The organism is Pseudomonas sp. Eth.TT006 (genome assembly GCF_054456575.1).
This window is the reverse complement of sequence record NZ_JBTJEN010000003.1, coordinates 242247-259058: the sequence shown is the minus strand read 5'-3', so window position 1 is coordinate 259058 and position 16812 is coordinate 242247. Positions and strand designations below refer to the sequence as shown.

At 56.4% G+C, this 16812-nt stretch carries 7 protein-coding genes and 1 pseudogene; all 8 read left to right on the top strand.

What is annotated here, in order from left to right; translation table 11 throughout:
* Window positions 1-305 precede the first annotated feature (305 nt).
* The 8 genes and pseudogenes from ACXR0M_RS07080 (at window position 306) to ACXR0M_RS07045 (ending at window position 16694) form a co-directional block, all read left to right on the top strand.
* Window positions 306-11933: a two-partner secretion domain-containing protein gene (locus tag ACXR0M_RS07080; RefSeq protein WP_458831201.1), complete on the top strand. Its 11628-nt coding sequence runs from the start codon at window positions 306-308 to the stop codon at window positions 11931-11933.
* Window positions 11934-11943: 10 nt separating this feature from the next.
* Window positions 11944-12195, top strand: coding sequence for a hypothetical protein (locus tag ACXR0M_RS07075; RefSeq protein WP_458831199.1), 252 nt, complete (start codon window positions 11944-11946; stop codon window positions 12193-12195).
* 168 nt (window positions 12196-12363) lie between these two features.
* Window positions 12364-12663, top strand: a pseudogene (locus tag ACXR0M_RS07070) (hemagglutinin repeat-containing protein); the annotation flags it as partial.
* 86 nt (window positions 12664-12749) lie between these two features.
* A complete protein-coding gene (locus ACXR0M_RS07065) occupies window positions 12750-14471 on the top strand; it encodes a DUF637 domain-containing protein (protein WP_458831197.1) in 1722 nt (573 codons plus the stop codon).
* 52 nt (window positions 14472-14523) lie between these two features.
* Window positions 14524-14721: a hypothetical protein gene (locus tag ACXR0M_RS07060; RefSeq protein WP_458831195.1), complete on the top strand. Its 198-nt coding sequence runs from the start codon at window positions 14524-14526 to the stop codon at window positions 14719-14721.
* A 136-nt stretch (window positions 14722-14857) separates the two neighbouring features.
* Entirely contained in the window at window positions 14858-15337 is a 480-nt protein-coding gene (locus tag ACXR0M_RS07055) for a hypothetical protein (protein ID WP_458831193.1), read from the top strand.
* Between the two features lie 329 nt (window positions 15338-15666).
* Window positions 15667-16035: a hypothetical protein gene (locus tag ACXR0M_RS07050; RefSeq protein ID WP_458831191.1), complete on the top strand. Its 369-nt coding sequence runs from the start codon at window positions 15667-15669 to the stop codon at window positions 16033-16035.
* A 134-nt stretch (window positions 16036-16169) separates the two neighbouring features.
* Window positions 16170-16694, top strand: a complete 525-nt coding sequence (locus ACXR0M_RS07045) for a hypothetical protein (RefSeq protein ID WP_458831189.1) — start codon at window positions 16170-16172, stop codon at window positions 16692-16694.
* Window positions 16695-16812 lie beyond the last annotated feature (118 nt).

Below are 16812 nucleotides of genomic sequence, written 5' to 3'. Positions count from 1 at the left end.
GCGCGAGACGCAGGGATAACTCTACAAGCGCGTGACTTTGTCACTACCGTTCGTCGGTAACGGTACGACAGTACACAGATTTATTGACGCCAAAATAGTGGCCATCTAACATCGCGCCACTATTGTGACATCAGTGTGCCGCCATGAAGGGCTGGCGGATGTGTTGCGGCGCGTTCCGTAACCGTTTGAGCCACAGCCCCTCCTGTTCATTTCTCCTGCTGTCCACAGCCTTGGGCATGCCGTTCGAGAAGCGTAGCGCCTGGCGTCTGCCCCCACATTACTGTTGATGCATCGAGATTCTTGACATGGACGTTCGCCAGTTCGCCTTCCTCGCAGGCCAGCCTTCTTCGGCCGTGAAAAACCGTGAGTCTTTCCTGGGCATGCCCAAACGCGGCCTGGCGTTCCTGCTGGCGAACGTCATGTTCTGGCAGCCGATGTGGGCGCAGGCCGACGGCATTGTCGTGGCCAACCCGAATACCGCGCTGGACCGCGCGGGCAACGGCGTGCCGATCATCAACATCGCCACGCCCAATGGCAGCGGGCTGTCGCACAACCAGTTCCACGATTACAACGTCGGTGCGCAGGGCGTCATCCTCAACAACGGTTCGAGCCAGACCTCGAACACGCAACTGGCCGGGCACATCATCGGCAACCCGAACCTGAAAAACAGCGGCTCGGCGCAGGCGATTCTCAACGAAGTCATCAGCGGCAATCCGAGCCAGTTGCGCGGCTACACCGAAGTGGCAGGGCAGTCGGCGCGGGTGATCGTCGCCAACCCCTATGGCATCACCTGTAATGGTTGCGGCTTTATCAACGCGCCGCGCGTGACATTGACCACCGGTAAGCCGGTACTGGAAAACGGGCAACTGACTCGCTTTCAAGTGGATCAGGGCAGTGTCGCCATCGAAGGCACAGGGCTCAACGCGACCAACGTCGACCGTTTCGAAATCATCACTCGCAGCGCGAAGATCAATGCGCAGATTCAGGCACAGAACCTGACCATCGTCGCCGGGCGCAACGACGTCAACGCACAGACCCTGGAAGCCACGGCCCGCGCCGATGACGGCAGCGCCAAACCGCAACTGGCGATCGACTCCTCGGCGCTCGGCGGGATGTACGCCGGGGCGATCAAACTGGTCGGCAGCGAGGCAGGGGTCGGGGTCAAACTCGACGGCAAACTGATCGCCAGTGGCGGCGACATTCAGCTCGACGCCAACGGTCAACTGAGCCTGGCCGAGACCTCGGCAACCGGCGCGGTCAACGTCAAAGCCGCCAGCCTTGATGCGCAAGGTGCGGTGTACGCCGGCACCGCGCTGAACGTGCAGACCCAGGGCAACCTGAGCAACCGCCAGACCCTTGCGGCGCGCGACAGTGTCGTCCTCAGTGCGGGCGGTCAGATAACCAATGCCGGGGCCATTGAAGCCGGGGTCAACGCTGACGGTAGCCGCAATGCCAATGGTGATCTGAGCCTGAGTGCGCAAGTCATCGACAACCGTGGCAAGAGCCTGGTGGCCAGCCGCAATCTGGCGGTGAATGCCGCACAGGTGCTGAGTAACCAGGGCGGTACGCTGAGCGCTGCACAAGTCGCAAGCATCGTTGCAGGGACACTGGACAACCAGAATGACGGGCGTGTGCTGAGCAACGGCGCGCTGAACGTGACCGCCAATCAAGTGCACAACAGCCAAGGCTTGATCGACGGAAAGGGCAGCCTGACGGCCATGATCGGTCAGTTGAACAACAGCAACGGCCAGGTTTCGAGTTCCGCTATCACTCGACTCAGCGGGACCTCCGTCAACAACCTCGGCGGCCAGATCCTGGGTGATCTGGGGCTCAATATTGATCTCAGCGCGGCGCTGGACAATCGCGACGGCGTGCTCGGTTCCGGCGTTGCTCTCGATCTCAAGGCCGGCAGCCTCGATAACCGGGACGCCGGGGTCGTGGTCAGCGATGGCGGTCTCGTAGTGCGGGTCAGCGGTCTGCTCGACAACCGCAACAAGGGCGAAATCACGGCCAAGGGTGCCATTGACGCGCAGGCCGGTCATCTCGACAACCGTGACGGCAAAGTCATCGCCAAGGGTACGTTGGCACTGCGCAGTGATTCGGCAGACAACCGTGGCGGCGCGCTGCAAGGCGACGGGCAACTGACGCTGAACGTCGATCGACTGGATAACCGCGACAACGGTCTGATCATCGGCAAGGCCGGCGTTACCTACGCGGGCACGCGACTGGACAACAGCAATGGTCTGGTCAGCGCTGTCGGCCCTGTCGGTCTCAAGGCCGACGAGGTGCAGAACGCCAAAGGGCGGATCTCCAGCCAGGGCGACTTGACCGCGACCATCGGCCTGCTGCAACAGCAGGGCGGCGCACTGGTCGCACAGGGCAATCTGAGCCTGACCGGCACCACACTCGACAACCGAAACGGCGGGCTGATCGGCACCAAAAAAGCGCTGACTCTCGCGGTCGATGATATCGATAACCGAGCGGGCGAGCTATCTGGCAGCCTGTTGCTCAACATCAAGGGCCAGCGTCTGGACAACAGTGATGGTGGCAAGATTCTCGCGGCCAGCGATCTGGAACTTGCTGTTACCCGATTGATCAACCAGAACAAAGGCATGATCGTCGCCAGTGGCGCGACGAAACTGACCGGCAGCACGCTGGACAACACCGGTGGCTCGTTCGATAGCTTGAAAGGTCTGGTCATCACACTGGACGATGCACTGCTCAACGGCCAGGGGCTCATCAGCAGCGAAGGCACGTTGACCATCAATGCCGGCCGTGTCGATAACAATGCCGGCAACTTGACCAGCGCCGGCGCCCTGGCGTTGACCAGTCTTGGCGCGCTGCTCAACCAGAGTGGCTCCATCAGCACCGACAGCACTCTGAAACTCAAGAGCGCCAGTCTCGACAATAGCCAGAAAGGTCTTATCTCCGGCAAGGACAACAGCCGGATCGACAGCGGCGATGTCGACAACAGTCAGGGCGGGCGCCTGATCAGTGGTGGAACGCTGGACTTCACGGCGGGGCAGGTCAACAACGCAGCAGGCCGCGTCGCCAGTCAGCAAGCCATGACCATGTCGGTCACCGGCCTCGATCAGCAGGGCGGTGAACTGTTCAGCAAGACCAGCCTGAGTCTTGATTTGAACAACGGCCAGTTGAACAACCAGAACGGTTTGATCAATGCGCCCGGCGAATTGCTGCTCAAGCAACTCAATGGCGTGAACAACCAGGGCGGCGAAATCTCCAGCCAGCAAGCCTTCGCAATGACCGCCCATGACCTGGACAACAGCAACGGCAAACTGCTGAGCCAGCAGGGTCTGACCGTGCGTATTGCGCAGGCGCTGAACAACGCCAAAGGCGTTATTTCCGGTACATCGCTGGACAGTCACAGCGCCAGCCTCGACAACAATGAAGGCTTGATCAGCAGCCGTGGCCCGCTGACGCTGACGACCGACAACACCCTGGATAACCAGCTTGGTACGGTGATTGCCGACGGCAAACTCGAACTGACGGCGCAGACGCTGGACAACCGTGGCGGCAGCATCGCCGGCAAGTCGGATGCCACCGTGCAGGCGAAAAAGCTCGATAACCAGGACGGCCAGTTGATCGCCACAGGCGTCCTCAAACTCGATGCCGACCTGCTCGACAACCGTCAGGGCGGACTGCTCGGCTCGACCAGAACCATGACTCTGAACGTTGGGGATCTGGATAACCGCGGCGGCGAAATCAGCACCAACAGCGACCTGCAGGTGATTGGCAAAAAACTCGACAACAGTGACGCCGGCAAGATCTTCACCGGCCAGTCGTTGACGCTGACCGTTGAGCAACTGATCAACCTCAACAAGGGCCTGATCAGTGCCAGCACTTCGCTCGACCTGCACGGCGATTCACTGGACAACAGTGGTGGCGAGCTGCTCAGTCAGCAGGCCATGGGTCTGACGCTGAGCGGTGCATTCGACAACAGCCAGGGCAAGGTCAGCAGCGAGAGCGCCCTGACGGTCAAAACCTCGCAACTGACCAACATCAAGGGCAGCCTTTCCAGCGCTGCGGACCTGACAATCGAGAGTCGCGGCAGCGTTGATAATCAGGGCGGTGCGGTGGTCACCGATGGGGCGCTGGTGCTCGACAGCACCCGCCTCGACAACCGTCAGGCAGGCACACTCAGCGCCAAGGGCGCGGCCCGCGTCTCCACAGGCTACTTCGACAACAGCACCGGCAAGCTCAGCAGCGCCGACACCCTGAACCTTGTCGCGGGAAAGGTCACCAACCGCGATGGCGGGCAGATTGGTAGCCAGGGCGCTTTGACGGCGTCGGTCACAGGGCTTGAGCAACAGGGCGGCAAGCTTTTCAGCAACACTCGCCTGAGCCTGGACATGAACAATGGCCAGCTTAATAACCAGAATGGCTTGATCAATGCCCCCGGTACGTTGCTGCTCAAGCAGCTCAATGGCGTGAACAACCAGGGCGGAGAAATTTCCAGCGGTGAAGCCTTTACCGTGGCGGCGCAAAATCTGGACAACGGCAATGGCAAATTGCTGAGCACCCAGAGCCTGACGCTGCGCATCGCCCAGGCACTGGACAACGTCAAAGGCATGATCGGTGCAGCATCGATCGATGCCCGTGCCGGCAGTCTGAACAGCAGTGGCGGCAGTCTGGTCAGCCGCGGTGATCTTGACCTGACTGTCGATGGCCTGCTGCGCAACGACAGCGACGGCCTGGTGAGTGCGGCGCAAGCGCTGCGTATTCGCAGCGCCGACCTGAACAACCAGGGCGGTGTTTTGCAGGGCATCGGCAGCGTCACGCTCAATGCCATGGCCCTGAACAACCGCGACAAAGGCTTGATCAACAGCCAGGGCAGTCTGTCGCTGACGGCGACAGCGCTGGACTCCAGCAATGGCGGTGAAGTCTCTGCCGGCGGCGACATCGACCTGACCTTGACCTCTCTGACCCAGAACGGCGGGCGCTTGCTGGGCGACAAAGCCGTTATCGTGGATCTTGCCAATGGCGACGTCGACAACACCAATGGTTTGTTGACGGCCAAGGGGCCGTTGACCCTCAAGCGCTTGCGCGACCTGAACAACCAGGACGGCGAGATTTCCAGCAGCCTGGGTTTCGACGTCATTGCCCGGGCGTTGAACAACAATGCCGGCAAGATCATCAGCGGCGAGAAACTGAAGCTCAGCGGTACGACCCTGACCAACCAGAACGGCTTGCTCTCGGGCTGGCAGCAGTTGAGCGTCAGTGGCGACAGTCTGGACAACCGCGCCAACGGCACGCTCTCAAGCCGCAACGGCGATGTGTCGGTCGATCTCAAGGGCGCTCTGCTCAACAGCGGTAACGGCGCTCTGGTTTCGCAAGGCAGTCTGACCGTCAATGCCGGCAGCCTCGACAACAGCGACAAGGGCATCCTCAGCAGTGCGGCAGGGCAGACCCTCACGCTCAAAGGCTCACTCAACAACAATCAGGGCGGCCTGATCGATAGTGGCGCCGCACTGGACATCACCAGCACTGAACTGACCAACGTCGGTGGTTCTATCAACGCGCTCCAGGCGCTCACTGCCAACGCTTCGAGCCTGGATAACAGCGGGGGCAAACTCGCGGCCAACGGCGCGATCAACCTGAACCTGTCGGGACTGTTGAACAACAACGCCGGCAAACTGGCGGGCACCGGTCCGGTCGTGATCAAAGGCGTCAGCGATCTGAGCAACCGCAACGGCCAGCTCGCCAGCCAAGGCTCGCTGCAACTGCTGACCGGTTCGCTGGACAACGGCAGCAAAGGCACCATTGCGGCCAAGGATGACTTGCTGATCACCGCCAGCGGCGCCGTGCGCAACGATGCCGACGGTTTGATCTACAGTCAGACCGGTAGCCTGCAACTCAAGGCGGCAAGCCTGGCCAACGGCAAAGGTTCGATCCAGAGCCAGACCGGCCTGACGCTCGACATCACCGGCGATCTCGATAACCAGAGCGGAAAAATCATCGCTCAGGAAGGCGACGTGACGGTCGGTGCGGCCAGCATCGACAACCGCGGCGGGATTCTGTCCAGCATCAAGGGTGCGCTTGAGGCGCGTACAGTCGGTGTCCTGCGCAATGGCTTCGACCTGAACAACAATCGCCAGGGCGGCGTCATTCAGGCTCAGGGCCTGAAACTGTCGGCACTGGCCGGTCTGGACAACAATGGCGGGCGCATCTCGGCGCAAGCCACCGATGCGAATATCACCACCGCTGCATTCGATAACCGCAACGGCGTGATCTACGCCAAAGGGCTGGTTGGCGTAAGCGGCACGAGTCTGGACAACGGTGCCGGGCAAATCGCCGCCGAACGCATCGATTTTGGCTTGAGTGGTGCGCTGATTAACGGCGCGGGTGTCATTGAAAGCAACACCCGACTGACCGTTAAAGCGGCCAGCGTCAATAACCAGAGTGGTCGACTGCGTTCGCTGGGAACCTCTGGCAAGACCGAGTTCCAGATCGGTGGCCTGCTCGACAACCGCAATGGCGTGCTGGAAACCGCGAACACCGACATGACCCTGGCCGTCGGCAACTTCCTCAACGGTGGCGGGCAGCTCAACCACGTCGGTCGCGGCAAGTTCGATCTCTCCACGGCCAACGTGATCGGTGCCGGCGGCAGCATTACCACCGGCGGCCTGCTGGATTTGACGGCCGACACCTGGAACAACTCCAGCGTGATTCAGGCCGGGCGTTTGAACGTTAACGTCCGCCAGTTCAGCCAGAGCGCCAGCGGCAAGCTGCTGGCCTCCGATCTTCTGCAGATACGTGGGGGCAACTGGACCAACGACGGTCTGCTCGCCAGTGATGGCCTGATCGATATGCAACTGACCGGCGCCTATGGCGGCAACGGGCGCATGTCGAGTCAGCGTGGTCTCAACCTGAGTGCAGCGCAAGTCAACATCGGTAGTGCCGGCAGCATCGCCGCTGGCGGATCGTCGACGATCAGTACCGGTGGATCGCTCGTCAACTCGGGCCGCATCACCTCCAGTGAAGATCTGACCGTGAACGCCGGCAGTGTCGCCAACTACGGCACGTTGGGTGCGGCGCAGAACCTGAACATCAACACCCCTTCATTGCTCAATGACCGCGGGCTGATCTTCAGCGGCAAGGACATGACGCTGAATGTCGGCAACCTGACCAACCAGCACGGTGATTTCTACGGATTGGGCAACGTGACGATCAATGGTTACGGCGGTGCCGCGCGGGCTGCGGGGGTTTACAACATCTCCGGTTCAATGGAGAGCGGTGGCGGGTTCACGATCAATGCCGATGTGTTCGAGAACCGTACTGAAGGTCCGGTGATGTCGGGCGATCGCAAATTGGTATCGGGCTATATCGCCAATATTTGCAATGACTGCCAGGGTGACAATTACGTCTTCACGCTGATGGCCAAAGAGTTTTATCAAAGTACGGACGCTGATAGCAGCCCCTCGGCAGTGCTCAATGTCGGCAAGGATTTTGTTTTCCAGGGAGGTACGTTTCTCAATAGCAAAAGCACCGTCGCTGCTGGCGGCAATATCAATATCACCGCAGACAGTCTCAAAAACATCGGGGCGAAAAGCGGCACCATCGAACGCACAAGTACTTACGTACTCAGCATGACCGACGGTGGTACCAAACGGTTCTTTAACAGTGTCGTGTTGCCTTACAACCAGCGCAATAACCCTGACTTTCCATTTGTTTATTACATCGGAGCGGGAGGCAGCATACGTAAGGCCATTCCCAAGTCCACGAGTATCAGAGAAGGGGGGCGCGACGGCGAGTGGTTTGACGTTGTAACACTCAAGGACAGCGAAACCGGCGCGGTCGTCAGTAAGCTGCGTGGATGGGGCAACGCGATACCAGACGTGAACTACGGCTTTGAAACCACAACCCCCTCCCTGTATGACCCGAACAACCTGGTCGAACTTCCTGGCCAGTTGACCCAGTACCAACCGGAGTCCGTCACTGAGGCTGCCGTTGACAGCACCGGTGCCGCCAGCACCAACACGGGTCGCAATGCCGTCATCCAGGCGGGTGGCTACGTCTCGATCATTGCCGCCCAGAATCTGGAAAACAGCGTTATCCATCAGGACTACGGTTCGACGGGAGGTACCAACAAGGTCGGTAACACCAACGTCGGCAATTCCGGCACAGCCGTCATCCGAATTAACAGCCAACTGCCACCAGACCTCGCCCAACAGCAAGTCAATCCACTATCGCTGCCAGGCTTCTCCCTGCCAACCGGGGAAAACGGTTTGTTCCGTCTGAGCGGTCAAGGCGCGGCTGACATCGCACCCGTTGGCACAACCGGCCCGGCACCGACCTGGACGATGGGGGGGCAGGTTGTCGCTACCGAGGAGCATGTCGTGGCTGGTAGCAGTGGCGGCCCGCGTAATCTTTTCATTGATGCACCGCCCGCAGTCTCCGATAGCACGCGCGCGGTTGACACATTCCATCGGTCCCCGAGCGTGGTCACGGCGGTGGCCAGTACGGTCGATGTCAACGTGCCGGTGAAGTCGGCCGGTCCCGGCATGAAGGACCGCGGCAATGATGCCAGAGAGTCGATCGACACCCGTCCGGTAACACGCGTTGCCGGTCTGCCGGACACGAAGGCGCCGTCCAACGCGCACAAATACCTGATCGAAACCAACCCGGCGCTGACCGATCTCAAGTCCTTCATGAGTTCGGACTACCTGCTCGGCAAACTCGGTTATGACCCGGACCAGAGCGCCAAACGCCTGGGTGACGGCCTATTTGAGCAGCGTCTGGTACAGCAGGCCGTGACCGCACGCACCGGCCAGGCCTTTATCGATGGCCGCAGCAATAACGAGGACATGTTCCGCTACCTGATGGACAACGCCATCGCCAGCAAGGACGCCCTCAACCTGTCGATGGGCGTGGGACTCACGGCCGAACAAGTGGCGGCGCTGACACACGATATCGTCTGGCTCGAAGAGCACGAAGTGAACGGCGAAAAAGTGCTGGTGCCGGTGCTGTACCTGGCCCAGGCCAACGGCCGTCTCGGCCCGACTGGTGCGTTGATTTCCGGTAAGGATGTGACGCTGATTGCCGGCGGGAATCTGGATAACGTCGGGACGTTGAAGGCGACGAATAATCTGTCGGCGACGGCGGGCAAGGACATCGTCAACAGCGGCCTGATCGAGGCGGGTAACCGTGTGGATCTGCTGGCGACCAACGACATCGTCAACAAGTCCGGCGGCATCATCACCGGGCGCGATGTGAACCTGACCACTCGCACCGGGGACGTGATCAATGAACGCACGATCACGTCCTCCGACAACAGCACCCGGTTTGGCACCCAGCATCATGACTACGCCGACAACGCGGCAAGGATCGAAGCGGCCAATGACCTGACCGTCAAAGCGGCCAAAGACATCAACATCGCCGGTGGCGTGATGAAAAGCGGCCAGGACATGGTCGTGAATGCCGGGCGTGACATCAACGTCTCATCCGCTCAGGTCACCAACAGCGTTTACCAAGACGCCAGGCACAACAGCAGTGACATCACCCAGCTGGGTGCGGAAATCGACGCTGGTCGTGACTTCAAGGCTGACGCCAAGCGCGATATCAACGTCATCGCCAGTCAGATCGATGCCAAGCGTGATGTTGCGATCAAGGCGACCGGAGACGTGGTCATCACGTCTGCGGCGGATGAAACCCACTCACTGTCCAAGAGCAAGAAACTCACCGTTCAGGAGGACCATGTCAGCCAGGTCATGTCCGGTATTTCGGCTGGCGGCGACGTCAGACTGGATGCGGGTAAAGACCTCAGTGTGATTTCCAGCCGTATCACCGCCGGCGACGAGGCCTATCTGGTTGCGGGTGACAACCTCGATATTCTTGCTGCGCAGGATTCCGATTACTCGCTCTATGACAAGAAGAAAAAGGGCAGTTTCGGCAAGCTCAAGTTGAAGCGCGATGAGGTGACCGATATCAAGCATATCGGCTCCGAAATCAAGGCGGGCGGTGATTTGACGCTGTCCAGCAAGGGCGATCAGCTTTATCAGGTTGCCAAACTGGAAAGCGGAAACAACATCACGCTGGACAGTGGTGGCGCGATCACGTTTGAAGGGGTCAAGGACTTTCATGACGAAAGCCATACCAAGACCAACAACAGCGCAGCATGGGTATCTTCCAAAGGTCGAGGCAATACCGACGAGACCCTGCGTCAGACCCAGATGATTGCCAAGGGCAACGTGGTGATCAAAGCCGTTGATGGGCTGAAGATCGATATCAAGGACGTTAACCAGGAGTCCGTCAGCCAGACCATCGACGCTATGGTCAAGGCAGATCCGCAGTTGGCCTGGCTGAAAGATGCCGAGTCTCGTGGAGACGTCGATTGGCGACGCGTCAAGGAAATCCACGAGTCGTTCAAGTACGAGAACTCGGGAGTTGGTCCGGCAGCACAAATCGCAATTGCGATCATGATGTCGTTCGTGATGGGCCCCGGAGGATTGGCCTTGGTCAGCGGCGGTGCTGGCGGTGTAATTGCCACCTCTCTGGCGACCACCGCCGTGACCAGCACGATCAACAACAAGGGCAACCTGGGCGCTGCTTTCAAGGAGACGTTCAGCGCTGACAGCCTCAAGAGTGCGGCCATCGCCGGCTTTACGGCCGGCGTGCTGAACTACGCGGACGCGAATTGGTTTGCGGGTGGAACCAGTAAAACAGCAAATATCCTGACCAGCAGCAACTTTACCGACGTCGCAATCCGCACGACAGGCCGGGCGATCATTTCCAGTGGCATTTCCACCACCATTGGTGGAGGTAGTTTTGGTGACAATTTTGGTGCGGCGTTGCTGGGTGAGGCGGGTAGTGTCGCCATGGCCACCGGGTTCAATTGGGTTGGTGACAACACAATCAAGTTCCCGGAAGGCAGTGTTGAGAAAGTTGTAGCGCATGCGCTGATGGGTGGCTTGCTTTCCGAGGCAATGGGCGGGGATTTTGCTACCGGTGCGGCGGCTGCCGGGTTGAACGAAGCGGCTATGAATGTTCTTGTTGATTTCGTAGGCGATAACAAAGAACTGCATCAAATGCTTTCGCAGCTTACTGGTCTAGTTGGGGCGGCAGCTGTTGGGGGGGACTTCCAACTGGGTGCCGATATCGCGGGAAATGCAACGCGGTACAACCACGATTTGCACGAGGGAGCAGCGCGGGATCTCGCGAAACAGGCATTGGGTTTCTGCAATTCAAATCCAGGTAGCTGTGACGTTGGTGTTGATGTTTCAGGACTGACAATCGAGGACGTTGTTGACGCGATGCGCGTCGAGGGCTTGCACGGTGCTGGGATTGATAGCGTGAAGCCTGAGGCGATTGCATTCTTGGATGATTTCATATTTTCAAGAATTCCCGGGTATAGAGACACCCTTTACAGCCCGACAGAGTCGGAGGCATCGAGACTCGACACCGAACAGAAGTTTACACTGGCTTTTTCGATACTCAACCTGGGCCAGGCGGTCAGACACTTTGGTAACACTTTGCAAGGACTGGTGGGTCTTGAAGCGGGTGGCGCAGTTATCGTTAAGAATGTGGAAGAGGCTGTCGCGGGTAGCCTGCCAGAAAAAGCGGTAGAAACGATTAAAGCCCTGCCAGGCCCTCGTCAAATTGATGCGGCCTGGGGAGCCCTCAGCTATAAAAAAGGTGGCCTTATGACGGGGATTGAACACGTAATGTACCGCCATGGGCCTGATACAGGATTCTCAGAAGTTAGCAAATTCTCCAAAGGAACGTCGATGAAGGATATTTCTGCTTATGTCGACAGTGCGCTGAGATACGGTAAAGTCTCTCAAAATGGGCCAACGGGCTACGCTATTGAATACAATGTCGGAAAAATAATTGGTACTGATAATCTAGGTAATTCGACTAGTATTTTGAAGGTTAATGTGCGCGATGGTGTGATTCATACCGCGTTTCCACTGTGAGGCTTTGATGATGAGTGAGTTGTTTCAGCGTTTTTTAAGTGAGGAGCTTAATGAAAGTACTCGTGAGCTATTACGCAGAGAGGTTTTAAGTGCGCAAGATCCCGGTAGTGTTATGTGTATTCGCGAGTTTAATTTTAATTTATTTGATGTTTTTATTGATTTTGAGAGGCAGGTTGTAGTAGTCCAAGATGTGCTGTTGCCAGAAACTGATCCAGGTTTAGTTATGTCGCTGGATGAATTTAGAAACTTATGTGGGATTTGAGGAAAGTGCGGGTCTCATTTATTGAGACCATCTCAAAGAGGTGAATGACCGACCCTGAGCATTAAGAAGTCATACTGAGAGGCGCAAAAGTAAGGAAAAGGGAAGTGATTTATTTTTATCTACGCTGAATTCGCAGGTTGAAAATACATCTGTCCCTGATAGATCCCTGATAATCTGTCGGCGATGGCGGGCAAGGATCTGATCAACAGTGGAGTGATCGAGGCTGGTAACCGGCTGGATCTATTGGCGACCAACAATATCGTCAACAAGTCCGGTGGCATCATCACCGGGCGCGATGTGAACCTGACGACTCGCACCGGGGATGTGATCAACGAACGGACCATCACCTGCTCCGACAACAGCACCCGCTTCGGCACCCAGCATCATGACTATGCCGACAACGCCGCGCGGATCGAGTCGGCCAATGACTTGACCGTCAAAGCGGCCAACGACATCAACATCACCGGCTGGACAGCGGTGGAGCGATTACGTTTGAAGGGGTCAAAGACCTCCATGACGAAAGCCACACCAAGACCAACAACAATGCCGCGTGGGTGTCGTCCAAAGGTCGCGGTAATACCGATGAAACCCTGCGCCAGACCCAGATGATTGCCAAAGGCAACATCGTGATCAAAGCGGTCGATGGCCTGAAGATCGACATCAAGGATGTCAACCAGCAGTCCGTCAGCCAGACCATCGACGCTATGGTCAAGGCAGATCCGCAGTTGGCCTGGCTGAAAGATGCCGAGTCTCGTGGAGACGTCGATTGGCGACGCGTCAAGGAAATCCACGAGTCGTTCAAGTATGAAAACTCTGGTGTGGGCCCTGCAGCACAAATAGCCATCGCGATCATGATGTCGTTTGTCATGGGGCCCGGAGGATTGGCATTGACCAGTGGTGGCTTCGGCGGCGCAATTGCCACCTCTTTGGCCACCACCGCTGTGACCAGCACCATCAGCAACAAGGGCAACCTGGGCGCTGCTTTAAAGGACACCTTCAGCGCCGACAGCCTCAAGAGCGCGGCCATCGCCGGGTTTACGGCGGGCGTGCTCAACTATGCAGACGCCAACTGGTTTGCGGGTGGAACCAGCAAAACTGCAAACATCCTGACGAGCAGCAACTTTACCGACGTCGCTATCCGGACGACCGGTCGGGCGATCATCACCAGTGGCATTTCGACCGCCATTGGCGGCGGCAGCCTTGGTGACAGCTTTGGCGCGGCACTGGTGGGGCAGGCGGGTAGCGTCGCCATGGCAACCGGGTTCAATTGGGTGGGTGACACCATCAAATTTCCTGATGGCAGTCTTGAGAAAACCGTCGCGCATGCGCTGATGGGAGGCTTGCTGTCACAGGCCATGGGCGGAGATTTTGCCACCGGTGCGGCGGCTGCCGGCCTGAACGAAGCGGCGATGAATGTTCTGGCTGACTTCGTAGGCACTAACAAAGATTTGCATCAAATGCTTTCCCAACTTACCGGGATGATCGGGGCGGCAGCGGTAGGTGGAGACCTGCAGCTGGGCGCAGGCATCGCCGGGAATGCTACGACTTACAATCATGATTTTCACATGCCACCGGGGCTGACGGAGTATGCCAACGCATCAACGACCTTGACGGAGTACATGCAAAGTATAGGGGCATCAGCAGAGGACGTTGCCCGAGTACAACGAGCGCTCGGTGAAGGGCAAGGTTTTGAGGGTGTGCAGCCTGCCACCGAGTTTGTCAAGGCGTGGGGCCAGTTCATGGCGGGCGAGCTCTCCTTTTTAGGGCTGGCTGCCGTAATTGGCCGGGTAAGCTCAGGGTTTGCGAAAAGCGTCATTGGTGTGGAAAAGATTGAGCCACCCATCCCGAAATTTGATGTTACCGATGCGTTTGAGAGGTTGCCTACCAGCAATGGGGTTTCTACGTGGAAGTACGGCAATCCTGATGGAGTAGCGGGATTGGTTGTCAGAGTAAATGACGAAGGCGTTCTGGCGTTTGAAATTCGAGCGGCAAAGGACCATCCTTATTTCGAGGCTTCGGGTACGGATATGTTCGCCAGCGCGATGCAGCGACTCGGCAATGAGGGGGTTCAGGTCAATAAAATCCGTGGGTCGTGGGAGACGGGAACCGATAGTGTGAATATTGCTCAATGTCGTCAGAATATCGCCAATGGAATGTCGCAAGAAAATGCTGCTCTGAACACTTGGACCGGTAAGCTATCCCAAAAGTACGGCTTCACGAAGGTCGAGAAAATTGAAGATGACGGGTACACCACTTATGTCACTTTCGGAAAATAGGCGTCTGTTCGCGAAAATATTGGATGGAGAGTTGCCCAGTACAGTGTTTAACATGATGCTGAAAACTGTTCATGATCTGGATAAGTATGCTTTGGCAGATGCTTTTTTGGAGGAGTATGATCGTTTGGATGACAAAGTTGTTTCTGTGATTTGGCATTGGAAAAGTGCCAAGTCGGCTAGAGGTACCTCTGATCAGCAACTTGATGAAACAGTTCTCAGGAAGATGAGAGAAGCGGGTTACAAGGTATAAATAAAAAGGCGGACAGATTTATTTGATTAAATAAATCTGTCCGCTTTTGACAATTTTCGCCTCAGTCAGCAAGATTTTAACTGATCAAAAACGCTGAGAAAGGCCTGCATCATTCGCAAGTAAAAGGAAGCTTGTGTTGGCTAATAGATTCGCTGTTGTTGTGGAATCAGGATCTGACTTGCCTGACAGAGATATTCTGGTCAGTCGGGCATGGGGCGACGTTCCCGTCTCCTATATCCAGGATCAAGAGGCGTTTAACGACTGCAGTTTCCTGGATTTAAAAGTCAATAAATGGGAACTCAACAGGGAATGGGGCGATAAGCAGGACAGCGAGTGCTGGATAAGAATTGAAAAATTTAAAGGGGCTACGCTCGAAGATTTTCTACGTGAGGATGGCGCTTTCTGGCCAGTAGACATGTCAGGAAAGACCCTCATGATCATTGAATTGGACGAAGGTGGGAGTGAGCTGGACCAGTGCTTGTTGCTCCGCTTGGTGTCAGTTTTTCTGGGTCAGTTCAAGGTCTACAGATGGTCTGACGCCGTCGAAGAAGTCACCGAAGAAACTGTCGCTTCCGTACCTACTCAACAGTGCCCCATCCCCAAGGGAAAAAAATGATCACTGAAGATATAAGAATCATCCAGAAAATTTTCCAGTTGGTCGAAGCAAGCATTGTCCAAGGCTATGATGCGTTCCGATATGGTGTGTAGCTTGGTGAAGGGTACATTGAAATGGAGTTGTGCGTTGAGAAGGACGGTGTGGAGGACTGGAACGTCGAGTACGACATTAACGGCGCGCTAATTCTACATCTGGTACGCGACTTACAGGCTAATGCAGTCCAGCGCGGTGAACCATGGAAGTCCTTTGTCCTGTCTTATCGTGATGGTGAACAAGTGAAAACGAAATTCAACCATTAATTGGATAATGCACGTCCCCGGAGAACGTAAATGCAGGTTGAAAGCTTGTTCAATCAGGCCAGGGCAATGGTTAAAGGGCTTTATTTTCACGCGATGGATGAGCTTGGTTTCCGTCCCGAGCAAGCTTTCGCCTACGCACAGGATGAGTTGGAGATCTTGTTGCGCAAGGATGCACCCGGCCCGAATGCAATCCTTCAGACCGCCATTTATATGGAGGGGCTTCGTCGTGGTATGCAACTCTCAAAAGACAGTTTATATGCGCGTGATATGTTGGATATTCTGGCGGCAACGTATAGCAGATGCAGCATTGAGAGCCTGATTGAAGCAGATGTCGATGATGAGGAATTGAAAATTATCCAGGCGGAAATGGAAACTGTGCGCACGCATTTTCTTCTTTGAGTGAATTTGGAGGCCCCTGTGTTCGCTCCGGCTCTGAGTGGCGGGTAAGGAGTGGCCTTAAGTGGTCGGTTTTCTTCCAGAGAACAGAGAAGAAATTTATTTCAGTCGGTCCTTAATCATCAAGGGTTGAGTTGATGAAAGTTTGTAAGGGCAATATTTCTAAAGATTATTTAAACCTGTTTGTGTCGGATATCGGTTCCAAAGAATATTTTTCACATGCAGGAAACCTAGTTTCACTGGAACAGGCAATTTCTGTTCTAGGAATTTTATCGCCTGATTTTATTGAGGTCGATGGTCATGTTTTCTGGCTGCCTGACGCTCAGCAATACGACTCGCAAGAGATTCAATTGAAGGGGCTGGTCGAGGCTGAGCTTGGCAGGTTGGAACAAAGTACGTTGCGTAGAGATGTGGAGCGATACAGAAATGTTTTTTCAATAAATCAGTTCTTTTCAAAGTGGGAAGATACGCCTGAACGTCCAGTGTTTAAGGTCGGCCTGTCGGAAGAGGACTATCGCCTTTGTCATCTCTTTGCCGAGCAGATTGTCAGATATTGGAAGCGCGAGTTATCAGACGCCTTTCCGGAAAAGGTGTTTCACTTTGAAATCGCGGATGATCTTCTCGATGAATATGGGGTGTGTTTAACCTTCTGGCAGGTATAGGCAGGGCCTGTGAGCTAGCTGCGTGAGTTAGGAGGGGGGCGACGGTTTGCCGAGAGCGTGCCCGGTAGACAGGCGGATCAAGATCAAAAGATCGCAACCTTCGGCAGCTCCTACAGAG